The sequence below is a fragment of the Roseomonas nitratireducens genome, assembly GCF_017813355.1.
In the GTDB taxonomy this organism is placed as follows: Bacteria; Pseudomonadota; Alphaproteobacteria; order Acetobacterales; family Acetobacteraceae; genus Neoroseomonas; species Neoroseomonas nitratireducens.
On record NZ_JAGIYZ010000012.1, the window covers coordinates 21,590 to 43,682 of the forward strand.

Consider the following 22,093-nt stretch of genomic DNA (forward strand, 5'->3'; position numbering starts at 1 on the left):
GGGCGCCTGTTCAGCCCGAGGCGCGCGCCGCCGCCTTCTCCCGCGCCCGGATGCGGAAGTGGCGGATGACGAAGAAGGCCAGCGCGCAGAGCGCGATGCCGCAGATCGTCCAGAACAGCCGCTCCACGCCGAGCCATGCGCCCAGGAACCAGCCCGCCGCGACGAAGGACCCGGCCCAAAGGCCGGCCGCGATGAAGTTCAGCACCGCGAAGCGCGCCCAGTTGTACCCCGCCAGCCCGCAGACCACCGAGGCGACGTTGCGGATGCCATAGAGGAAGCGGAAGGACAGGATGAACAGCGTGCCGTACTGATCGAGCAGCCGTTCCGCCTTCTCGACCTTCGGCCGCTGGCCGGGGAAGCGCCGCAGGATCGCCGGGCCGTAGCGGCGGCCGAGGTAGAACCAAGTCTGGTCGCCGCAATAGGATCCGATCCAGACCGAGGCCATCAGGATCCAGGGGTCGACAAGCCCCACCGTCGCCCCGATCGCGGCGGCGGCAAGTACGAAGGTCTCACCCTCAAAGAAAGCCCAGAGCGCCGCCGCCAGATAGGCGAGGTTGCCCCATTCGGCCCAGATTTCGGCCAATCTCGGAAGTCCCCTGCTGTGGGGGGAGACTGCCCGATCCGCGACCAAAGTGGAATGGGCTGCGCGCTACTTCCCCGGCGTGGGCCAGTCCGGCCGCTCGAAGCGCTGCACTTCCAGCGTGTAGCCGGCCGGATCGCGGAAGAAGAAGGAGGTGACGCGGTAGGTCGCCGAATAGGCCGGCGGGGCCGGGACCTCGACGCCCTTCTCCTTCAGCTTCTCGTACCAGCCTTCCACGTCCTGGTGGACGAAGGTGACGACGGTCCCGCCCTCGACCCGCGGATTGTCCGAGGCGCGCGGCGCCCTGGCGCGGCAGACGCCGATGAAGCCGCGCCCGCCGGGTGCGGCCGCGTAGATGCGGCAGAACCCCTGGTCCTGCGCGAGATGGAGGCCGAGCACCTCCTCATAGAAGCGCCAGGAGGCTTCCGGCTTCTCGGCGTAGAGGAAGGTGATCTGTTGCTGGAAGGGCGTGGACATGGGGCGAAATCTGTCGCGTCCGCGCGCAATTGCCAACGGCCTGGGCACGGATGGCGCGATCACAGCCGCGCGGATGCGCGGCGAAAGGCGCAATTCTGCGTGACCGTGCAACCGCCGCCGCCGCTCGTTCCCGGCTGGCAATGCATTCGCGAACGCGTGATTATCGCATGCTTGGCCATCGAATGGCCGATTGCGGAAAGGGGAGACAAGGCATGAGCGACCTCGCGAACAAGATCGGCGGCAAGATCCCGATCAAGGAGCCCGCCTGGCTGAAGGAATTCAAGACCTTCATCATGCGCGGCAACGTCATCGACCTCGCCGTGGGCGTCGTCATCGGCGCCGCCTTCACCGCCATCGTCAGTTCGGTGGTCGAGGACCTGATCAACCCCATCGTCGGCATCCTGATGGGCGGGATCGACTTCTCGAACCTGTTCATCGTGCTGTTCGGCGAACGCCGCGCCTCGCTCGACATGACGCGCCAGGGCGGCGCCTCGGTGCTCGCGATCGGCGCCTTCCTCAACGCGGTGATCAAGTTCCTGATCGTCGGCTTCGCGGTGTTCTGGCTGGTCAAGATCCTCAACCGCCTGCAGGCCGCCAAGCCCGCCGAGCCCGCCCCGCCCCCCGGTCCCACGCCGACCGAGGCGCTGCTGGCCGAGATCCGCGACGAGCTGCGCCGCCAGCGCGGCGGGGCGCCCTCGGCGAACCCCTGACGCCAGCCGGGCCGCGGTTCAGTCCGCGGCCCCGCCCGCGGCGCGCGCCGGCGGGGCCGCGCCGGCCGGCGCGCCAACCGGCCGTGCCGGCGCCGACAGGCGCGACAGCACGTCCGCCAGCCTCCAGGGATGCACCGGCCCGCTGAACAGGAAGCCCTGCGCTTCCTGGCAGCCGGCCGCGACCACGGTGGCGAGCTGTTCCTCCGTCTCGATGCCCTCGGCGATCGTCGCCATGCCCAGCTCGCCGCACAGCGCGCTGACCGAGCGCACGATCGCCGCATCCCCCTGGCGGATATGGATCTCCCGCACGAAGCCGCGGTCGATCTTCACCCGGTCGAAGGGGAAGGCCTGGAGGTAGGCGAGCGAGGAATAGCCCGTCCCGAAATCGTCCAGCGCGAAGCCGACGCCCAGCGCCCGCAGCCGCTTCATCGTGTCGAGCGCGTCGTCCGCGTTCTCGATCAGCAGGCTCTCCGTGACCTCGAGCTCGAGCCGCCGCGGGTCGAGCCCCGTCGCGGCGAGCACCTCCGCCACCTCCTGCACCAGGCCCGGCATGGCGAACTGGGCGGATGACAGGTTGACCGACACGCGCATGTCGGGATCGGCCCAGGTGACGGCCTCGCTGCAGGCGCGGCGCAGAACGTGCAGGCCGAGCGCGGTGATCAGGCCGGTCTCCTCGGCCACGTCGATGAACTCGCCGGGGCTGGTCAGCCCGTCCTGGCCCGGGCGCTTCCAGCGCACCAGCGCCTCGCAGCCGGTCGGCCGGCGCGTCAGCGCATGCACCTGGGGCTGGAAGAACACCAGCAGGTCGCGACCCTCATCTTCGAACAGGGCGCGGCGCAGCTCGGTCTCGATGGTGCGGCGGCGGCGCGCCTCGTGGTCCATCGCCGGCTCGAAGAAGACATGCCGGCCGCGGCCGCCCGCCTTGCCGTGATAGAGCGCGAGGTCGGCCGCGCGCAGCAATTCGTCCGCGCTGCCGCCATCCTCCTCCCACAGCGCGATGCCGATGGTGGTGCCGATATGGGCGATCTGCCCATCGAGGTCGAAGGGCGAGGTCAGCGCCTCGACGAGCCGCTCGCCGATCATCGCGGCGATCTCCCGCTTGTCGGATTCCATGCCCGGGGCGATGCGCAGCATGACGACGAACTCGTCACCGCCGAGGCGCGCGACCATGTCCTGCGAGCGGCCGTCGACGCCGGAGCGCAGGCCCTGTCGGATCCGCGCGGCGACCTGGCGCAGCAGCGCGTCCCCGGCCGGATGGCCGAGCGTGTCGTTGACCTGCTTGAAGCGGTCGAGGTCGAGATAGAGCAGCGCGAGCGCGCCGATGCCGCCGGACACCTCGGCGTCCGCGCGCAGCTCCGCCAGGGCCCGCTCCAGGCACTCCATCAGGTAGGCGCGGTTGGCCAGGCCCGTCAGCGGGTCGTGGCGCGCCATGTGGCGGATGTGGCGTTCGGATTCGTGCCGCTCGGTGATGTCGTCGAAGGTCGCGAGCCAGCCGCCCTGCGGCAGCGGCCGGTAGGCGACCGAGATGGCGCGGCCGTCGGGCTCGCTCTCGACGAAGGAGTCCGCGGCACCGCTGCCCGCGAGCGCGCGCAGCCGCCGCACCACCGTGGCCGCGAGCCCGTCCCCGTCCTGGACCTGGATGGCGCCGAGCGGCGTGCCGGGCACGATCGGCTCCGGCGCCATGCCGAGCAGCGGCGCGGCGCGCGTATTCGCGATGACGAGCCGGTTCTCGGAATCGAATTTCCACACGCCCTGGGGCATGCCTTCCAGCGCCGCGCGGAACTCGGCGTGACCCAGCGCGAGGTCGCGCGCGCGCGCCAGACGCAGTTCCGCCGCCTCGCGCCGCTCGCGTTCCAGCCGCACCCGGGTGGCGGCCGCGCGCGCCTCCGCGCGATTCGCGCGCAGCGCCGCGAAGACGGCGAGGACGAGGACGCCGACCGCGATCAGCGAGCCGACCCAGAGCCGCGTCGCGAGCGAGCGCCAGCTTTCGAGCACCGCCGAGACGGGCGTGCTGATCTGCATGCGCAGCGGATAGCGCCCGAGCGCGTGGATGCCGACCAGCCGTTCCTCGGAATTCTCGAAGGCGCCGCGCCGGACGATGAGATGCGCGCCGTCGGTCAGCGGCGGGAAGCGCGGCGTGCCGGCGAAGTTCCGGCCGAACTCCTCCTCCAGCCGCGGATGGCGCGCGAGCATCACCCCGTCGCTGCGATACAGCGAGACGCGCTCGCCCCGCTCCAGCCCGAGGGCGCCGTAGATGCGCTCGAAATAGGCGAGCTCGATGACGCCGAGCGCGACGCCGAGGAAGGCGCCGTCCACGCCCTCGACCCGCCGCGCGATGTGGAAGGCCCAGGTGTTGGTGCCGCGGTTGAGCACCGGCGGGCCGATCACCACCGGCGGGCCGCCGGCGCGCAGCGCCTGGAAATAGGCCCGGTCGGCGAGGTTGTTCGGCGGCGGGGGAAAGAAGCGGGAGGAGCCGACGACGACGCCGTCCGCGTTGAGGAGGACCAGCGCATCCACCTGCGGCAGCAGAGCGACGCGCGAGCCGAGCGCCACATGGGTGGCATAGGCCTGCGCCCAGCCGGTGAAGGTCTGCGGCCCGGTCAGCGCCTGTTCCATCGCCGCGCGTTCGAGCACGCCGTTGATCGCGACCTCGATCGCCTCCAGCGCGCGCTCCGTATGGTCGCCCAGCGTCAGCGCGATGTTGCCCAGTTCGCGCTGCGCGTCGTGCAGCGCGTTTTCCCGCGTGTTCGACACGGTCATGGCCGCGAGGCCGAGCAGCGTGGCGGTCAGGACAAGCCCACCGGCCAGGAGGCGGGACGCAGTGCCGAAGCGCTTGAGGAAGGGCAGCCGCGCGGGTGCGGCGGCGCTTTCGGCAGGCATCACGTCCATCGTCTCTCTCGGACCAGTGAACCAGGCCGGGCTTGGGGAGCGCGGTCAGGTGTCACGCAGTCTTGACCCGAGAAGTTTATTTTTTGTGAGGCTTGCCCGCCCCTCCGCGGCAGCCGATCGCCGCGGATCCGCGCGATCGGAGTTCCTGCCGCGCGATCAATGGCTTCCGGGGCAGGACATCCGATCGGCCCTGGGCGGCCGATCGCATATCCCTCTAGCCGAGCCGTATCGCTCCCGCGCCGACCAGGGCCGCGATGCGCGCGGCGATCGCCACCTCCGCCCCGGGATCGAGGCCCAGCAGCGCCGGGATGGCGGCCGCGAGTTCCGCTTCCGTCAGCCCCGGACGGCGCGCGAGCAGCGCCTCGGCCGCCGCCGCCACCTCGGCCGGCGGCACCGCGGCGGCGCGGCGCAGATGCGCGGCCGCCCCGCGCCGGTCGCGCGGGACCACCTTCGTGTCCGCGCGCGCGAGCACGCCGGCCTGCTCCGTGACGCCGAGTCGGTCGCGCGCCAGCGGCAGGGCGGCGCGGACCGCGTTGCGCTCGGCGGGGGAAAGCGCGTCCCGCCGCGCGACCAGGCGCAGCCGCTCCAGCAGGCTGTCCTGGGTGATCGGCGCCTCGGCCGCGACGATGGCGGCGACCAGCGCGGCGAGGTCGGCCGACGGCATGGTCGCGATGGCCGCCCCTTCGGGCAGCGCCGCGTCGCTTTCGCGATAGGGCTCCGCGAGGCCGGCTTCGGGCGGCGGCGCGGCCGGCGCGGCGGCGGGCGCGGGCGGCGCTTCCGCCCCCAGCAGGGCGGCGATGCGCGCGGCTTCCGCATCCGGCCGCGCATACCAGGCGAGCGACCAGGACCGGGTCAGCGTCCAGCCCATCATCTCGAGCGCCGATTGGCGCCCGCGCTCCCGGTCCCGCGCGCAGCGCAGCGCGGCCCAGTCGCCGGCATCGGCCTCGATGCCGAGCTCGTAGCCCTTCTCCCCCTTCGCCGCGACGTCGAGGAACAGGCCGGCGAGGCCGACGCGCGCGACGGCTTCCTTGCCCGCCGCCGTGACGGCCTCCGCGATGGCGGCGCCGATCGGGCTGCCATCGGCCCCGCCGCCCTGGCGGGGCGCGTCTGCGGGCGCGGCGGCGAAGGCGAGGAAGGTCTTCAACGCGGCCACGCCGCGGCCGGAGGCGCGTTCCGTGTCGATGTCGTCCGCGCCGATGCCGGAGAAGACGATGCAGCGTTTCTTCGCGCGCGTGATCAGCACGTTGAGCCGCCGTTCCCCCCCTTCGGCCGAGAGCGGGCCGAAGCGCATGGCGAGCCTGCCATCCTTGTCCCGGCCATAGCCGACCGAGATCAGGATCGCGTCGCGCTCGTCGCCCTGCACGTTCTCGAGGTTCTTCACGAAGAAGGGCTCGTCGGCGTGGTCGGCGAAGAAGGCATCGGCGGACGGGTCGGCGCGGCGCGCGGCCTCGATCGCGTCCATGATCGCGTCGCGCTGCTTGATCGAGAAGGCGGCGACGCCGAGCGTGTCCCCCGGCGTCTCCTTCGCGTGGCGCATCACGGCCTCGGCGATCGCCTGGGCTTCCGCGCGGTTCACGCCCTCCCCCGTCTCCCAGGCGCCGTCCACGCGCACCAACGACAGGCCGAGGGCCGCCGAGCGCGGCCGCGGGGACGGCAGCACCAGCAGCCGGTTCTCGTAGAATTCGGCGTTCGACGTCGCGATCAGGCTCTCGTGCCGGCTGCGATAGTGCCAGCGCAGCATGGCGCGCGGGACGCCGCGCGCGTTGCACAGGCCGAGGATGGATTCCACGTCCCGCGCCGCGACGGCGTCGGGCGCGTCCTCCGGCGCCGTTTCCTCCGCTTCCTCGGTCATGCGCTGGAAGAAGCGGGTGGGCGGCATCTGCCGGTCGTCGCCCACCACCACCACCTGGCGGCAGCGGGCGATCGCCCCCAGCGCGTCCACCGGTTCGACCTGCGAGGCCTCGTCGACCACCAGCAGGTCGAAGGTCAGGCCCGGGCGCAGCCCGTGGGGGGGGCTGAGGAATTGCGCGACGGAGAGCGGGCTCATCATGAAGATGGGCTTGGCCTGCTGCACCGCGCCGGCGGCGCGGAGGAGCAATTCGCGCACCGGCAGGTGGCCGCGCTTCTTCTCCATCTCGCCGCGGATCACGGTCATGCCCGCGGCGCCGTCGCGCACCTGGCGGACGCGCTCGGCATGGGCGCGGGCGGCCTCGGCGCGGGTCAGCGCGATGCGGGCGCGGTCGGCCTCGCGGAACTCGGCGACGGTGCGGTCGTAGGCCGCCGCGTCGAAGGCGGCGAGGTCGGGGAAGCGCGCGGAGGCCGCGCGCAGCAGCCCTTCATGCAGCGCGTAGGCGAAGGCGTCCTCGGCGGCCTCGGGGGCGAGGCGCCCGTCCTGAAGCCGCTGGACCACGGGCTCGATGCCGCGCGCCTCGGTCAGCGCGCGCCGCCAGCCCTGCCAGAGCGGCAGCGCCTCCGGCCGCGAGGCCCATTCGCCGAGCCGGTCCGACAGCGCGGCGAAGGACGGGTCGGCGGTTCCGAAGGCGGCGAGCGGGTCGAGGCCCGTCGCCTGCTTCACCTCCGCCCAGGCGGTCGCGGCGGCGTCCAGGATCGCGGCATCGGCCGCGGGCGCGGGGGAAGCGAGCGCGGCGGCGGCTTCCGCCCCATGCTTCTGCCGCCAGAGGATCAGCGCGGAGAGCGCGGAGGGGTCGGTCTCCTCCCCCCGCCAGAGGCTGCCGAAGGCGGCGGCACCCAGGGCGTTGCCGTTGCGCACGCGCGCCCGCGCCTCCTGCCCCGTGATCGCGGCTTCCAGCGCGGCGACGGGGTCCGCGCCGTCGCGCACGACGCGGGAAGCGACCTCCTGCGCCGCGCGGCGGCCGGAATTGAGGAAGCCGAAGAAGCCGCCGGAGGAAGCGAGCCCCGCGCGCGCTTCCGCCAGCCCCTGCACGTCCAGCGCGCCGGGCTTGAGCCGCGCGTCGCGCGTCGCGATGGCAAGCCGCGCGACCGCTTCGGTCAGCGCCACCAGCGGCGCGGGGTCCCCGCGCCAGGCGGCGTGGCCCATCGCCGCCTTGTCATGCCTGGGCGCTTCCCGCAGCGCGGCGGCGGATTTCAGCCGCGCCGCGATCGCCGCCGGGCCGGTCGCGGGCGCGCCGGCGGCGGCCAGCGCCGCGCCGGCGGCGGCGAAGGCGCGGATCCAGCCGGGCAGCCGCGCCATCAGCCGGTCCGCATCCGCCGGGCCGAGATCGGCCGTCACGCCCCGCCAGGGATTGTGCGCGCCATCCGCTTCCACCGCGCGTGCGGCAAGATCGCGCACCGCGTCGCGCTTGGCCGCGATGGTCGCGCCATCCCAGCCCGCGACGTCCAGCGTGAAGTCCGGCACGCGCGCGCCGCGCCGGCGCAGCGCGACGAGCGTGCCGATCACCTGGTGCAAGGGAATCCCCGACGCGCCGGCAGTCTCCCGCATCGCCGCCGCGTGGCGGTTCAGCCGCCCGCGCAGGCTGGCGAGCCGGTCCACCACCGTCGCGCGGTCCGGCTTGGGCGGCGGCGGCAAGGCGAGTGTCGCGCGCAGTTCATCCAGCACGGCGCGCTTGGATTGCTTTTCCGAATGCAGTTCCAGCACTGCGGCGCCGAGGCCGATATTCTCCAGCCGCCGCTTCACCACCTCCAGCGCCGCCAGCTTCTCGGCGACGAACAGCACTGAGCGGCCGTCGAGGATGGCCTGGGCGAGGATGGTCGCGATGGTCTGCGACTTTCCGGTGCCCGGCGGGCCCTGGATGACCACATGCCCGCCACGGCGGACGGCTTCGGCGGCCAGCGCCTGCGACCCGTCCATGTCGACCACGTGGTCGAGCCGCTCGACCGGGATCTCGGCATCCACATCGGCGTCGTCGGGGAAGGTGGGCGGGGCGGAGAGCGGCTCGCCGCCGACCAGCGCGCGCACCAGCGGATGATCGGCGAGGCCGGGATTCTCCTCCGGCCCCAGGTCGCGCCACATCAGGAATTTTGCAAACGAGAACAGGCCGACGGCCAGCGCATCGGCCTCGACCGTCCAGTTGGGCTGGTCCTTTACGGCCTGCGCCACGGCCTCGGCCCAGGCGGTGGGGTTGTAGGTCTCGGCGTTGAACTCCGGCAGCGTGGTGCGGAAGTTCACCTTGAGCATTTCGCGCAGCGAGAGGTTCTCGGCCGGTTCCTCGGCCCCCGCGCGCAGGCGGAAGCTGCGGGAGACGCCCTCGCGCTCGATCGCCACGGGCAGCAGCACCAGCGGGGCGCGGCGTTCCGTCTCCGGCGTCATCGGGTCCCGCCAGACCAGGGCGCCGAGGGCTAGGTAGAGCGTGGGGACGCCCGTTTCCTCCCGCGCCGTGCGGGCATCGGTCATCAGGTCGCGCAGGCGGCGGGCGAGGTCCGCGGGCGGCAGGCGGACGCGCAGCGCCTCGTCGCGCTGCCATTCCTCCCGCGCCGCGGCGCCGTCGGCCTTGGCGACGCCGTCGGCCTTGGCCGCGGCCTTGCTGGTGCGACGGCGGGCGCGCTTCGGCTTGCCCTCGGCGGGCGCCTCGGTGGTTTCGGGCGGCGCTTCGGGCGCTTCCTCCCCCGCCGCCTCGAAGCCGAAGGGCTTGCCGGCGACGAGCGCGCCCGCGACGAAATCCGCATCCTCGTCGTCCAGGATGACGACGCCGCGCGACCGCCCGGGCTTGGGCAGGGCGAGCAGCCGGTTGCGGGTGGAGAGGTCGAGCAGCGCCCGGCGGGCGTCCTCGAGGGCCTGGCGAAGGTCCGTCATGCGCCCCCTATAGCGCGCGCGGTCGATTCCCGCGCGGATCAGCCCTCGGCCACGCCCATCAGCCGGCGCAGGCGCAGTTCCTCGAGGTCCAGCTCCTCGGTCAGGCGGGCCATCAGCTCCTCATCCACCCCGTCCTCCCTGCGGTGGCGGAGCAGCCGGGCGCGGCCGGCGCGCAGCGCGTGCAGGCGGAGTTCGAGCCGGGCGGCGCGCTCGGCGGCAATCGCGCCCTGGTTGATGCCGTCGAGCAGCCGCACCCGGTCGCGGTATTCCGGCAGCAGGTCCTGGGCGATGACGCCGGCAAGGATGTCCTCCGCGCGGCGTTCCATCTCCCGCAGCGAGGCATGGGCGATCAGCGTCCGCGCGGCGGCCTCGTCGACCCCCATGCCGGGGCGGCGCTTCTCCTCGACCCCCAGGCGCCGGATCACCCATTCCAGCGTCGTGCCCTGCAGCACCAGCGTGGCCAGGATGGCGCAGAAGGCGAGGTAGACGATGATGTCGCGTTCCGGGAAGTTCAGCGGCAGGGCCAGGGCCGCGGCCAGCGAGACCACGCCGCGCATCCCCGCCCAGGAGACGACCGTCGCTTCCCGCCAGCGCGGCGGCCCGTCGCGCAGGCGCGCGCGGTCGATCAGCCACTCCGCGCCGACCGCGGGGAAGATCCAGACGAAGCGCGCCGCGATCAGCGCCGCCGAGACGGCGATGGCGAGCAGCGCGAGATGCCAGGCCGGCTGGTCCTGCATGCGGCCCAGGATCTCGTTCAGCTGCAGGCCGATCAGGATGAACACCAGCGAGTTCAGGACGAACTCGATGAATTCCCACACCGTGCGCGAATCCCGCCGCGTGCGGGCGGAAAAGCGGTGCTGCGCGCGGCCGAGCACGAGCCCCGTCGCGACCACCGCGATGACGCCCGACACATGGATGAACTCGGCGGCGAAGAAGGAGGCGAAGCAGGCGATGAAGGAGGCCGCCGTTTCCAGCAGCGTGTCGTCCAGCCGGCGGATGGCGATGACGGCGCCGCGCCCGATCGCCCAGCCGATGGCGGCCCCGCCGATCGACAGCAGGACGAAGGACAGCCCGGCCTCGGCGATGGAGAAGGCGCCGGCCAGGGTCGCGGCGACCGCGAAGCGGTAGAGCACGAGCGCGGAGGCGTCGTTGATCAGGCTTTCGCCTTCCAGCACCACGACAAGGCGGCGCGGCAGGCGCAGCCGCTGCAGCACGGCCGCGGCGGCGACGGCATCCGGCGGGGCCACGATGGCGCCGAGCGCGATGGCCGCCGCCCAGGGCAGGCCAGGGATCAGGCCCTTCGCCACCACCGCGACCACCAGCGCGGTGAACAGCACCGCGCCGACGGCCAGGAACAGGATCGGCCGCAGGCTGCCCTTGAAGGCGGGCCAGTCGGTCCGGTAGGCGCTCGCCTGCAGCAGCGGCGGCAGGAAGAAGGCGAGCGCGATTTCCGGGTCCAGTTCGACCTGCGGCACGCCGGGGATGAAGGCGAGCGCCATGCCGCCCAGCACGAGCACCACGGCGTAGGGAAGGCGCGCGCGCCGGGCCAGCAGGGCGAAGCCGATGCAGGCCGCGATCAGCGCCAGCAGGGCCTGAACGATTGCCATCCAGGGCCAAGGTGCCTTGCCGCGCGCGCGGTGGGAAGCGCGGCGTGCGGGGCCGGGCGCCTATTCCTTGCGGCGCCAGCGCCAGAGCACGACGAGCAGCACGAAGCAGACCAGCACGACGGTGGAGAGCATGCCCTGCACCACGCCGAAATTCGGCGAATCGCGGGCGACGAACAGCGCGGCGATCGATCCGCCGAGGGCGAGCAGGACACGGACGGCGATGTTGATCACGGCGTGGCCTTCCTGGATTCCAGCGTGTCGATGCGCGCGAGCGCGGTCTTGAGCAGATGCGTCAGTTCCAGCAATTCGCGTTCGCGCATCAGGTCGATCTTCTCGTGCAGCAGGGCGATCTCCGCCTCCGCGCGGATGTTCACCTGATAATCCGCCATGGCGCGCTCCCGGTCGACATCCGAGAGGCGGTTCTGGCTCATCATGATGATGGGCGCGGTGTAGGCCGCCTGGAAGGACAGCAGCAGGTTCAGCAGGATGAAGGGATAGGGGTCCCAGGCGCCGCCGCCGAAGACCGCGTTGCCCGCGATCCAGCTCAGGATCAGCGTCGACTGCACCAGGATGAAGCGCCAGGAGCCGACCGTCGCCGCGACCGCGTCGGCGAGCCATTCGCCCAGCGGCGGCGGCGGCGCGGGGCCCAGCGCGCGACGCCTTCGGCGGGCGAGCGCGATGGCGGCGCGCAGATGGCTGGAATGGCCGTGATGCGACCGGAGCGGGGCGGCCTGGTTCGCGGGCTGGTTCATGGCGGCTCCTGCGACGGGGCCACAGCCTCGCGCCGCCGGCGCCCCCGCTTCAATGGCTGGAGCGCAGCGTTCCGCCATCCACATGAATGACCTGGCCGGTGATGTAGCGGGCGAGCGGCGAACAGAGGAAGGCGACGAGCACCGCAAGGTCGCGCGGCTGCCCGATATAGCCCACGGGCACTTCCTTTTCCGCCCAGGCGCGGCGGGCTTCGTCGCTGGTCAGCACGCGGGCGTCGATCTGTTCGGACCGGATGCGCCCGGGCGGGACGCAGTTCACCGTGATGCCGTCGCGGCCCAGCACGCGCGACAGCGCCTTCGACCAGATGTGGACCGCGCCGTTGGGGGCGTTGGCGGGGTTGATGGAAAAGGGCTCGTCGGTGCCGGTCAGGCTGACGATGCGGCCCCATTGGTTGGCCTGCATGGCGGGGATAAGCGCGTGGGTGATGCGGCGCCCGGCCTCGAAGTTCAGCAGCATCGCTTCCTGCCAGACCTCGTCCGCGCCGAGGTCCGGCTGCGGGCGCGACCCGCCTGCATTGTTCACGAGGATGTCGAGCCGTCCGAAATGGCCGAGCACCGCGTCGCGGATGCGCGGGGCGGCGTCCGGCGCCGTGATGTCCTGCTCGATCACGAAGGGCGTGGCGGAGGCGGGCAGTTCGCGCGCGAAATCCTCCAGCAGGTGCCGCCGGCGCGCGAGGATGGCGAGGCGGCAGCCCTCGGCCGCGAGTTCCTGCGCGATGGCGCGCCCGAGCCCGGCCGAGGCGCCGGTGACGAGGGCGATCTTGCCGGTGAGTTGCAGGTCCATGGCGTGCTCCGCGGTGTGACAAGCGCAGCGTGCCACGGCCGGCGGCGGGGGGCGATGGCGCCCCACAAGGACGGGCGGATCGAGGCAAAGCCTGGATCCGGGAGCGCAAGGCGCGACCGCGCCCAACCCGCCAGCGGCGGCCCGCGCAACAGCCCACGGCGCGCAAGCCAAGCGCGCGAATGCGCGCGTCGGCGCTTGAGGCACAGAAAAAACGGATCGAGGCCAAGCCTCGATCCGGGAGCGCGAATGCACGACCGCGCCCAACCCACCCGTCGCGCCCCGCGCAACAGCCCACGGCGTGCAAGCCAAGCGCGCGAATGCGCGCGCAGGCGCCTGAGGCACAGAAAAAACGGATCGAGGCAAAGCCTCGATCCGCGAGCGCAAAGCGCGACCGCGCCCAGACCGTCAGCCGCCGCCGACGCAACAGCGCACGGCGCGAAAGCCAAGCCGCCGGATGGCGGCGCCGGCGCTTGAGGTCAATAAAACTACGCCGCCGTCACGAACGCACGCAGGTTCTCCGCCTCCTGCTCCGCCTCGGCGATGCGCGCCTTCACCAGGTCCCCGATCGAGACCATGCCGGCGAGGCGCCCGCCTTCCATCACCGGCAGGTGGCGGCAGCGATGGTTGGTCATCAGGGCAAGCGCCTCGGCCACGCTCGTTTCGGGTGTCGCGGTGACGAGATCGGCGGTCATCAATTCGCGCGCGGTGTGGGCGAGCGCGGGCGTACCCTCCCGCGCCAGCGCGCGGACGATGTCGCGCTCGCTGACGATGCCGAGGACGTTGCCGTCCCCGTCGCGCACCAGCGCGGCGCCGATGCGATGCGTGGCCAGGGCGCGCGCGATCGACGTCGCATCCTCCCCCGGTCCGACCGAGAAGACGTCGGCGCCCTTGCCCTGCAGGATGGACTTGATCGTCATCGCCAAACCCCCTGTTCGTGCGCCGCCGGCCGAAGGGCTGGCGGGGCGCGGCTCCGGGGCGCCGGGCGGCGGATCAGGAAGGCGGCCCGGCATCCCTGCCCGCGCAACCATCGCGCGAGCATGACAGGCGGGGTCCGCCGCGCGCAAGCGGTCGCTTCGCGCCTGCGTCAATGCGCCGGCGCGGCACCGCCGGCGAGCTGCGTGCGCACCAGTTCCGCGAAGCGCCCATCCTGCGCGACCAGCGTCGCGAAGGGCCCGCGCTCGGCCACCTGGCCGCCGTCGAAGACCATGATCTCGTCGGCCTCCCGCACCGTGGACAGGCGATGGGCGATGATGAAGGTGGTGCGCCCGGCCATCAGCCGCCCCAGCGCCTTCTGCACGCGCGCTTCCGTCGCCGCGTCCAGCGCGCTCGTCGCCTCGTCCAGGATCAGCACCGGCGGGTTCTTGATCAGCGCGCGGGCGATGGCCAGGCGCTGGCGCTGGCCGCCCGAAAGGTTCGACCCGCGTTCGCCCACGATGGTGTCGTAGCCCTGGGGCTGGCGAAGGATGAAGTCATGCGCCTCGGCCTGGCGGCAGGCATCCTCGATCTCGGCCTGGGTCGCGTCGGGGCGGCCGACCAGCAGGTTCTCGCGGATGGTGCGGCTGAACAGCATGGATTCCTGGAAGACCACGCCGATGTTGCGGCGGAGCGATTCCAGGCTGACCTGCCGCAGGTCGTGCCCATCCAGCGTGATGCGCCCCTCCACCGGGTCCCACAGCCGTTGCAGCAGCGCCATGGCGGTGGATTTCCCAGCGCCGGTCTGGCCGACCAGCGCGATGGTCTGCCCGGGTGCGGCGGCGAAGGACACGTCGCGCAGGATGGCCGGGCCGCCGGGATAGGCGAAGCCCACGCCCTCGAACGCCACCTCGCCCTTGGCGCGGCCGACATCGATGGCGTCCGGCGCCTCGGGCACGCTCGAGCGCGCGTCGAGCACGCCGAACAGTTCCTCGATGCGCGGGGCGACGAAGACCATGTGGGAGACGAAGCCGACCGCGCCTTCCAGCCGCCCGATCATCAGCGTGGCGAAGCCCATGAAGGACACGATCTCGCCCACCGTCGCCTGGCCGCGCACATGCAGCACCGTGCCCAGCACGAAGATCGCGATGACGCACAGGGTCGACGCCGCGCGCGTCAGCACCGCCACCACCGCCCACCAGTTCAGCACCGGGAACTGGTGGTCCAGCACCTGGCGGACGATGTCGCCGAACATCCGCGCTTCGGAGTTCAGCCGGGTGAAGGACTGCACGACGACGACGTTGGACAGCGCATCCTGCGCATTGCCGGCAAGCCGCGAATGGAACTGTTCCACCTGCGACTGCGCCGCCTGGGTGCGGCGGATGACATAGGCGGAGACCACGGCGAAGACGACGACGAGCCCCATCAGCAGCAGGCCCAGCCGCCAGTTCATCACCAGCGTCAGCGGCAGCAGCACGATCAGCGAGACGAAGGTGACGATGTGCTCGCGGAAGAAGCCCAGCCACAGGCCGAACAGGTTGTCCGTGCCCACCAGCATGATCTTCATCAGCCGGCCCGACTGCGTGTCCCCGTGGAAGGACAGCGGCAGGGCGAGCACGTGCTGGAAGTAGTCGTGCATCACCTTGAGCCGGTTGCGATGCGCCATGCGGTCGGCGAAGAGCCCGACCGCGACGTTGGCGGCGATGCCGCTCATGCCGACGATGCCCCAGACGATGAGCAGCGTCGCCGCCTCGGACCACAGCGCGGCGGACTCCATCCGGTCCGAGCGCGCCAGCAGGTCCACCACGCGGCCGAACAGGACGGGTTCGAGGAATTGCAGCCCCGCCATGGCAAGCGCGGCCACGGCAAGCCCGGCCGCCATCGGCCGGTCCGCGCCGAGCAGCCACAGCACGCGCCCGTACAGCCTGAGGAACCCCATCGGCCCGAAACCCCCTGCCCCGCCGCCCCCGATGCGGCGCAGCGTAACGGCACCGCGCCCGGCGCGCGAGGTTGATCCCGCGGCGATGATTGCCCAGTTTGCTGGGATCGCGACAACGGACCCCGGCAAGGGGCCACTGGGGAGGACACACGCCGCCATGATCGACCGTCGTTCCATGCTGGGCGGCATCGCCGCCGCCACACTGGGCAGCCCGGCCCTGGCCCAGGCCTGGCCGGCCCGGCCCATCCGCCTCGTCGTCGGCTTCCCGCCGGGCGGGACCACCGACCTGGCCGCCCGCGTCCTGATCGAGCCGCTGACCCAGCGCCTGGGCCAGAACGTCGTGGTCGAGAACCGCCCCGGCGGCGCGGGCGGGAACATCGGCGCCGACGTGGTCGCGAAGTCGGACCCGGATGGCTACACGCTGCTGATGCAGACCGTCTCCTCCGGGGCGATCAACCACGGGCTCTATGGCGCGCGCATGCCGCACCGGCCCGATGCGATGACCGCGGTCGCGCTGGTGGTGAAGGTGCCCAACGCCATCTTCGTGACCAACAGCCTGCCGCCGCGCACGCTGCGCGAGCTGGTGGACTACGCGAAGGCCCGGCCCGGTCGGCTCAACATCGGCTCCTCGGGCGTGGGCACCTCGCTGCACATGACGGGCGAGCTGCTGAAGCAGGCGGCGGGGATCGACCTGACGCACGTGCCCTTCCGGGGCGCGGGACCGATGCTGCAGGAGGTGATCGCCGGGCGGATCGAGGTGGCGGTGGACAACCTGCCTTCGGTCATCGGCCACCTGCGCGAGGGGCGCCTGCGCCCCCTGGCGATGACGACGAATGTCCGGTCCCCCGCCCTGCCCGAGGTGCCGACCACGGCCGAGGCCGGCTTCCCGGCGGTCGAGGCGACCGCCTGGTTCGGCGTGACCGCGCCGGCGCGCACGCCGCGGGAGATCGTCGAGCGTATCGCCCGCGAGATCAACGCCTGCCTCGCCGACGCGGCGGTGTGGCGGCGGCTCGAGGATCTCGGCGGGCTGAAGCCCGGCCTGACGCCCGACGGCCTGTCCAACCCCACGACCTTCCAGCGCTTCATCGACGAGGAGATCGTGAAGTGGGGCGAGGTCGTCCGGCGCGGCAACATCACGGTGGACTGACGCCCGCTCATTGCGGGTCGCGGCGCATGGTCTAGTCTCGCCGCGATGAACGAGCCGGGGAGCGGTCGCAACCCCGGCGGCATCGGGAAGGAAAACGTCATGGCCCTGCTCCGCCGCCCCCTCCTGGGCGCGATCCCAGCGTTGCTCGCAGCGCCGCGCATCGCCGCGGCGCAGGGCTTCCCCACGCGGCCGATCCGCGTCGTCATCCCCTTCACGCCCGCCGGCACGACGGACCTGGTGGGCCGCCTGACCGCCGAGATGCTCGGCCGGCGGATGGGCGCGCAGGTGGTGGTGGACAACCGGCCCGGCGCCTCGGGCAACGTCGCGGCCGAATTCGTCGCGCGCGGGGAGGCCGACGGCCACACTCTGCTGCTGACGACGATCGGCACGGGCGCGATCAACTTCGCCGTCTTCCGGGAGCGGATGCCCTACAAGCCGGAGGACCTCGCGGCGGTGGCGCTGATGACGCGCGTGCCGAACGTGATGATGGCGGCCAACCGCACGACCATCCGCGGCATCCCCGACCTGGTGCGGGAAGCGCGCGCGGCACCCGGGCGGCTCAACTACGGCACCGCGGGCATCGCGACCTCGCCGCATGTGGTGGTCGAGCAGCTGCGCCTGGCGACCAACATCGACATCACGCACGTACCCTTCCGCGGATCGGCGCCGATGCTGACCGAGATGGTCGCCGAGCGGATCGAGCTCGGCATGGACAACATCCCTTCCGCCCTGCCCTTCATCCGGGACGGGAAGATCCGCGCCATCGGCGTCACCAGCGCGCGGCGCAACGCCTCGATGCCGGATGTGCCGACCATCGCGGAACAGGGCCTGCCGGGCTTCGAGGCGACGGCCTGGTTCGGGCTGCTCGCCCCGGCCGCCACGCCCGCGCCGATCGTGCAGCTGCTGGGGCGGGAACTGAACGCGGTCGCGCTCGACCCCGCCTTCCGGCAGCGGATGGAAGCGCTCGGCGCCGACCCGCCGGGGCTGACGGCCGATGGCGGCACCAGCCCCGAGACCTTCGCCGCCTTCCTGCGCGCGGAAGTGGCGAAATGGGCCGATGTGGTCACGCGCGCCAATGTCCGGGTGGAGTGATCCGATGCGCCTTGAACGTCGCGCGCTCAGCGCGCGCCTCGAACGTCGTTCCCTGATCGCCGGCCTCGCCGCCCTGCCGCTGGCGCGGCCCGCCTTCGCGCAGGGCGCGTGGCCCGTGCGGCCGGTCCGGCTGATCATTCCCTTCCCGCCGGCCGGGACCACCGACATCACCGCGCGGCTCTTCGCCGAGCGCGTCTCGTCGCGCATCGGCCAGCCCGTGGTGGCGGAGAACCGCGCGGGGGCGACGGGCAACATCGGCGCCGAGGCGGTCGCGCGCGCCGAGCCGGATGGGTACACCTTCCTCACCTGCACCATCTCGACCGCGGCCATCAACTACTCGCTCTGGGGCGCGCGGATGCCGGTGAAGCCGGAGGACCTCGCCGCGGTCGGGCTGCTGATCCGCGTGCCGAACGTGATCTTCGTCCCCGCATCCTCGCCGCACCGGACGGTGGCGGACCTCGTCGCCGCGGCGAAGGCGCAGCGCGGGCGGCTGACCTACGGCTCCTCGGGCTCGGGCGGGTCGCCGCACATGACGATGGAGATGTTCAAGCTGCGGACGGAGACCGACATCACCCACGTGCCCTTCCGCGGCGCGGGGCCGATGCTGGTGGAATCGATCGCCGGGCGGCTCGATGCGGGCTGCGACAACATGCCCTCCTGCATCGGGCATATCCGGGACGGGCGGCTGCGGGCGCTGGCGGTCACGTCGGACGTGCGCGCCTCCGCCCTGCGCGACGTGCCGACGCTGGCCGAAGCCGGCGTGCGGGACTTCGAGGCGACGGCCTGGTTCGGCATCCAGGCGCCGTCGCGCACGCCGCGCCCGATCATCGAGCGCATGGGGGCGGAGATCGATGCGATCGTGCGCGACCCGGCCTATATCGCGCGCATCGCCGAACTGGGCGGCAGCCCGCCCAACCTGACGCCGCAGGGCGGCAGCAGCCCGGCGGCCTTCGAGGCCTATATCCGCGCCGAGATCGCGAAATGGTCGGAAGTGGTGCGGGTGTCCGGCGCGACGGTGGACTGACGGGCCGGCCCGGCCTTCACCACAGGCCGGGCAGCCACAGCGACAGTGCGGGCGCGAAGACGAGAATCACGATGCGCACCACGTCGGAGGCGACGAAGCCCATCACGCCGCGATAGGTCTCGCCCATCGGCACGTCCTTCGCCATGGCGTTGATGACGAACAGGTTCAGGCCGAAGGGCGGGGAGATCATCCCCACCTCCACGCTGACCAGCATCAGGATGCCGAACCAGACCAGCACCTGCTGCGGGTTCAGCCCGAAATCCAGCGCCAGCATCAGCGGCACGAAGATGGGCAGCGTCAGCAGTACCATCGCCATGCTTTCCATGAAGCAGCCGAGGATGAAGTAGATCACCAGGATGGCGAGCAGGATCGCGATCGGCGGCACGTCGAGCCCCGCGATCGCCGAGGACAGTTCCGCCGGCACGCGAGACAGGGCGAGCGCCGCCGAGAACAGTTCCGCGCCCAGCAGCATCAGGAAGATCATCGCGCTGGTCTCGGCGGTGGACAGCAGGCTGTCGCGCAGCCCTTCCCAGCGCATCCCGCCGAGCGTCACCGCAAGCACCCCGGTCGCCGCCGCGCCGACCGCCGCCCCCTCGGTCGCGCTGAACCAGCCGGCATACATGCCGGTGACGACGAGGACGAAGACGAGGATGACCGGCCAGACCTCCGCCGTGGGCTTCCACCGCCCGGCCCAGGGGATGCGTTCGGCCGGCGGCGCGGCGCCGGGATGCATGCGGGCATAGAGGTTGACCACCAGCATGTAGCCCACGGTCGCGAGCAGCCCGGGCAGCACGGCGGCGATGAACAGCACGCCGATGCTCTGTTCGGTGTAGATCGCGTAGATCACCAGGATGACGGAAGGCGGGATGAGGATGCCGAGCGTCCCGCCCGCGGCGAGCGTGCCGGTGGCGAGCGCCGGCGAATAGCCGTGCCGGCGCATCTCCGGCCCCGCCACCTGGCTCATTGTCGCGGCGGTGGCGAGCGAGGACCCGCAGATCGCGCCGAAGGCCGCGCAGCCGCCCACCGTCGCGACGGCGAGCCCGCCCCGCCAATGCCCGAACCAGGCGCGCGCCGCGTTGAACAGCGCGCGGTTCAGCCCGCCCTTGGTGGCGAAATCCCCCATCAGCAGGAACAGCGGGATGACCGACAGCGTGTAGGAGGAGAACTTGCTGAACGGCATGCTGCGCAGGGTCGCCAGCAGCGGCGTCCAGCCGGCGATGGCCGCGTAGCCGATGCCGCCGACCAGCAGCATCGCAGCACCCACGGGCATGCGCAGCCCGATCAGCCCCAGCGTCGCGACGAACATCGCGATGCCGATGTCGAAGCCGCTCATGCCGCGCGCCTGGCTTCGCCGAAGCGCTCGGCCGCGACGAACAGCGCCGTCACGGTCCACAGCGCGAGCCCGACCGCCGCCCCCGCATAGCCCCACCAATACGGCAGTTCGAGGAACATGCTGGCCCTTTCGCGGTCCCATTGCCCATAGGCGCCGTCGGCGATCTGCACCGCGAGAACGGTCGCGACCAGCGCCACCGCCGCGCGCATCAGCGCATCGAGCCAGGCCACGCCGCGCGCCGGCATGCGCGCCGTGAAGACATCGACGATGACGTGCCCGCCGCGCATCTCCGCCCAGGGCAGCGCGAGCGCGATCGCCACGCCGAGGCACAGCTCCACCACCTCGCTGTCGCCCAGGATCGGCTTGCCCAGCAGCCCGCCAACGACGGAGGCGCAGGTCACGCCGACCGCGACCAGCAGCAGCAGGCCGCCGAACAGCGCCGATGCGCGGGAGATCGCGGTCAGCGCCTCGCGCAGCGCGCTCATCCCGTGCGCCCGTGGCTCCGGGTGATGGCGAGGATGTCGTCGAACATGGCGCGCCCGTTGCGGCCGCGCCGCGTCATCTCGGCGATCCAGGCCTCGTAGACGGGCTGGACGGCGCGCGACCAGCGCTCCTTCTCCGCCGCGTCCACCTCGATGATCTCGTTGCCCTGGGATGCGCGCGTCGCGTCGATCGCGGGCTGGGTCTGGCTGTCCCAGATCTCGCCGAGGCGGCGGGCGAGCGGAACGCCCGAATCCGCGTCGATCACGGCCTTCAGGTCCGCCGGCAGGCGGTTGTAGGACCGCATCGACATCAGCGTCAGGATGCAGCCCTGGAACAGGCCGCCCGGCGGCTCGGTGTGGAACTTCGCCACCTCGTAGAAGCGGTAGGGCTGGGTGATCGCCCAGTTGATCAGCATGCCGTCCACCTGGCCGCGCGCCAGCGCCTCATAGACGCCGGGCAGCGGGATGCCGACGGGCGTGGCGCCGAGCGCGGTCACCGCCTCCCCGATCCAGCGGCCAGCGACACGCAGGCGCAGGCCGCGGAAATCCTCCAGCGTGCGGATCGGCTTGCGCGTGGTGTGCACCAGCGCGCGGTCGGTCGCGTTGATGGCGATGACCTTGATGCCGCGCAGCTCGTTGTCCGCCAGGTGCTTCTGCGCGTATTCCATCGCCGCCGGCGACTGCGTCAGCGACCGGCCGGTGTTGAGGAAGGGCAGTTCCAGCCCCTCGATGCCCATGAAGCGGCCCGGCGTGAAGCCCGGCACGGTCCAGATGATGTCGACGACGCCGTCCTCGAGCTGCTGCACAAGGTCGCGCGGCTGCCCGCCGAGCTGCATCGCCGGATAGACCTCGACCTTGATGCGGCCCTGGGACGCGGTCGCTATGCGTTCGGCCCAGCGATCGAGATGCATGGTGTGGTCGAGCGCGGTGGGCGAGGAGAAGGAATGCAGGCGGAAGGTGAATTGCGGCGTGCCCTGCGCATGGCCGAGCCCCGGCAGCGTCACGCCCGCGCCGGCCGCCGCCAGCAGATTGCGCCTGTTCAGCATCCTCGCCTCCACTTCCCGCGGTCAGGAGGAGAGCGTGTCGCGAAACGGGCCGGAAGGGAAAGGGACTTTCTGCGCGCCGGACGCGCCCGCGGGACCTCGCGGCAATCGCGCTGCATCGGCGACAGGCAGCCGCGCCCAAGGAGCGGTCACGCCGCCGCGTCGCGCGGCGCTGGCGTTCCATGCTGCCTCCCGCCGCCATAGGATTCCGCGAATCGTGGCAACGACGCGGCACGGAGGGAATGCGGCGGGTGAACAACGAGGCTGACGGGACGGACGGGCACGGCAAGGCGCCGTCGCCCTACAGTTGGGAAGTCCGGCGGCTCGAGCTGCGGAAGCGCGAGCCCACGACATGGCGCGATGTGTGGGACGCGCTGCAATACATCGCGGTCTCCCTCTCACCGGTGCCGCACTGGTTCCTGTTCGACAGCTGGTGGGCCTGGGGGCTGACCCTGCCGATCCTGGGGGTCTTCGTCCTCGGCTTCATGCTCTACAAGGGCGCGCAGGTCGGGCCCGGGCGCGGCGACCGCTGA

General features: G+C 72.2%; 18 protein-coding genes. 5 read left to right on the plus strand and 13 right to left on the minus strand.

The annotated features are described in order from the left end of the window. Nucleotides 1–10: 10 nt before the first annotated feature. Together J5Y09_RS13265 and J5Y09_RS13270 are read right to left on the minus strand one after the other, a co-directional pair. The gene (locus J5Y09_RS13265; RefSeq protein ID WP_209352281.1) at nt 11–583 is read right to left on the minus strand and encodes a DedA family protein; all 573 of its coding nucleotides are present in this window, start codon (nt 581–583) and stop codon (nt 11–13) included. A gap of 66 nt (nt 584–649) precedes the next feature. Further along, nucleotides 650–1,057 (minus strand): VOC family protein, encoded by a 408-nt coding sequence (locus J5Y09_RS13270; protein WP_209352282.1) that lies wholly within the window; start codon nt 1,055–1,057, stop codon nt 650–652. 212 nt (nt 1,058–1,269) lie between these two features. On the opposite strand from J5Y09_RS13270, the gene mscL reads away from it, so the two are divergent. After that, entirely contained in the window at nt 1,270–1,767 is a 498-nt protein-coding gene (gene mscL / locus J5Y09_RS13275) for a large conductance mechanosensitive channel protein MscL (RefSeq protein ID WP_209352283.1), read from the plus strand. 18 nt (nt 1,768–1,785) lie between these two features. On the opposite strand, the gene J5Y09_RS13280 is transcribed toward mscL, so the two are convergent. The 8 genes from J5Y09_RS13280 to J5Y09_RS13315 form a co-directional block, all read right to left on the minus strand. Beyond that, on the minus strand, nt 1,786–4,647 hold the full coding sequence (locus J5Y09_RS13280; RefSeq protein ID WP_209352284.1) for a bifunctional diguanylate cyclase/phosphodiesterase: 2,862 nt from the start codon (nt 4,645–4,647) through the stop codon (nt 1,786–1,788). 223 nt (nt 4,648–4,870) lie between these two features. Beyond that, nucleotides 4,871–9,427, minus strand: a complete 4,557-nt coding sequence (locus J5Y09_RS13285; protein ID WP_209352285.1) for a DUF4011 domain-containing protein — start codon at nt 9,425–9,427, stop codon at nt 4,871–4,873. 38 nt (nt 9,428–9,465) lie between these two features. Then, nucleotides 9,466–11,034, minus strand: coding sequence for a Na+/H+ antiporter (locus J5Y09_RS13290; protein WP_209352286.1), 1,569 nt, complete (start codon nt 11,032–11,034; stop codon nt 9,466–9,468). Between the two features lie 60 nt (nt 11,035–11,094). Next, nucleotides 11,095–11,265: a hypothetical protein gene (locus J5Y09_RS13295; RefSeq protein ID WP_209352287.1), complete on the minus strand. Its 171-nt coding sequence runs from the start codon at nt 11,263–11,265 to the stop codon at nt 11,095–11,097. Further along, nucleotides 11,262–11,786, minus strand: coding sequence for a DUF1003 domain-containing protein (locus tag J5Y09_RS13300; RefSeq protein WP_209352288.1), 525 nt, complete (start codon nt 11,784–11,786; stop codon nt 11,262–11,264). The genes J5Y09_RS13295 and J5Y09_RS13300 overlap by 4 nt, the downstream gene beginning before the upstream one ends. A gap of 49 nt (nt 11,787–11,835) precedes the next feature. After that, nucleotides 11,836–12,588: an SDR family NAD(P)-dependent oxidoreductase gene (locus J5Y09_RS13305; protein ID WP_209352289.1), complete on the minus strand. Its 753-nt coding sequence runs from the start codon at nt 12,586–12,588 to the stop codon at nt 11,836–11,838. 485 nt (nt 12,589–13,073) lie between these two features. Continuing rightward, the gene (locus J5Y09_RS13310; protein WP_209352290.1) at nt 13,074–13,505 is read right to left on the minus strand and encodes a CBS domain-containing protein; all 432 of its coding nucleotides are present in this window, start codon (nt 13,503–13,505) and stop codon (nt 13,074–13,076) included. 167 nt (nt 13,506–13,672) lie between these two features. Next, the gene (locus J5Y09_RS13315; RefSeq protein ID WP_209352291.1) at nt 13,673–15,439 is read right to left on the minus strand and encodes a glucan ABC transporter ATP-binding protein/ permease; all 1,767 of its coding nucleotides are present in this window, start codon (nt 15,437–15,439) and stop codon (nt 13,673–13,675) included. Between the two features lie 157 nt (nt 15,440–15,596). On the opposite strand from J5Y09_RS13315, the gene J5Y09_RS13320 reads away from it, so the two are divergent. The 3 genes from J5Y09_RS13320 to J5Y09_RS13330 all read left to right on the plus strand — a co-directional run bounded on the left by J5Y09_RS13320 (nt 15,597) and on the right by J5Y09_RS13330 (nt 18,702). After that, entirely contained in the window at nt 15,597–16,586 is a 990-nt protein-coding gene (locus J5Y09_RS13320; RefSeq protein WP_209352292.1) for a Bug family tripartite tricarboxylate transporter substrate binding protein, read from the plus strand. A 99-nt stretch (nt 16,587–16,685) separates the two neighbouring features. Continuing rightward, nucleotides 16,686–17,678: a Bug family tripartite tricarboxylate transporter substrate binding protein gene (locus tag J5Y09_RS13325; protein WP_209352293.1), complete on the plus strand. Its 993-nt coding sequence runs from the start codon at nt 16,686–16,688 to the stop codon at nt 17,676–17,678. A 4-nt stretch (nt 17,679–17,682) separates the two neighbouring features. After that, on the plus strand, nt 17,683–18,702 hold the full coding sequence (locus tag J5Y09_RS13330) for a Bug family tripartite tricarboxylate transporter substrate binding protein (protein ID WP_209352294.1): 1,020 nt from the start codon (nt 17,683–17,685) through the stop codon (nt 18,700–18,702). 16 nt (nt 18,703–18,718) lie between these two features. Here J5Y09_RS13330 and J5Y09_RS13335 read toward each other — a convergent pair whose 3' ends face one another. Genes J5Y09_RS13335 through J5Y09_RS13345 form a run of 3 tightly spaced genes read right to left on the minus strand, consistent with a single transcriptional unit; the run spans nt 18,719 to nt 21,563 of the window. Further along, nucleotides 18,719–20,035, minus strand: coding sequence for a TRAP transporter large permease (locus J5Y09_RS13335; RefSeq protein ID WP_209352295.1), 1,317 nt, complete (start codon nt 20,033–20,035; stop codon nt 18,719–18,721). Continuing rightward, the gene (locus J5Y09_RS13340) at nt 20,032–20,520 is read right to left on the minus strand and encodes a TRAP transporter small permease (protein WP_209352296.1); all 489 of its coding nucleotides are present in this window, start codon (nt 20,518–20,520) and stop codon (nt 20,032–20,034) included. Before J5Y09_RS13340 ends, J5Y09_RS13335 begins: the two co-directional genes overlap by 4 nt. After that, nucleotides 20,517–21,563, minus strand: a complete 1,047-nt coding sequence (locus J5Y09_RS13345; RefSeq protein ID WP_209352297.1) for a TRAP transporter substrate-binding protein — start codon at nt 21,561–21,563, stop codon at nt 20,517–20,519. Before J5Y09_RS13345 ends, J5Y09_RS13340 begins: the two co-directional genes overlap by 4 nt. Nucleotides 21,564–21,811: 248 nt before the next feature. Here J5Y09_RS13345 and J5Y09_RS13350 point away from each other — a divergent pair, with 248 nt between their 5' ends. Then, nucleotides 21,812–22,093, plus strand: coding sequence for a hypothetical protein (locus J5Y09_RS13350; RefSeq protein WP_209352298.1), 282 nt, complete (start codon nt 21,812–21,814; stop codon nt 22,091–22,093).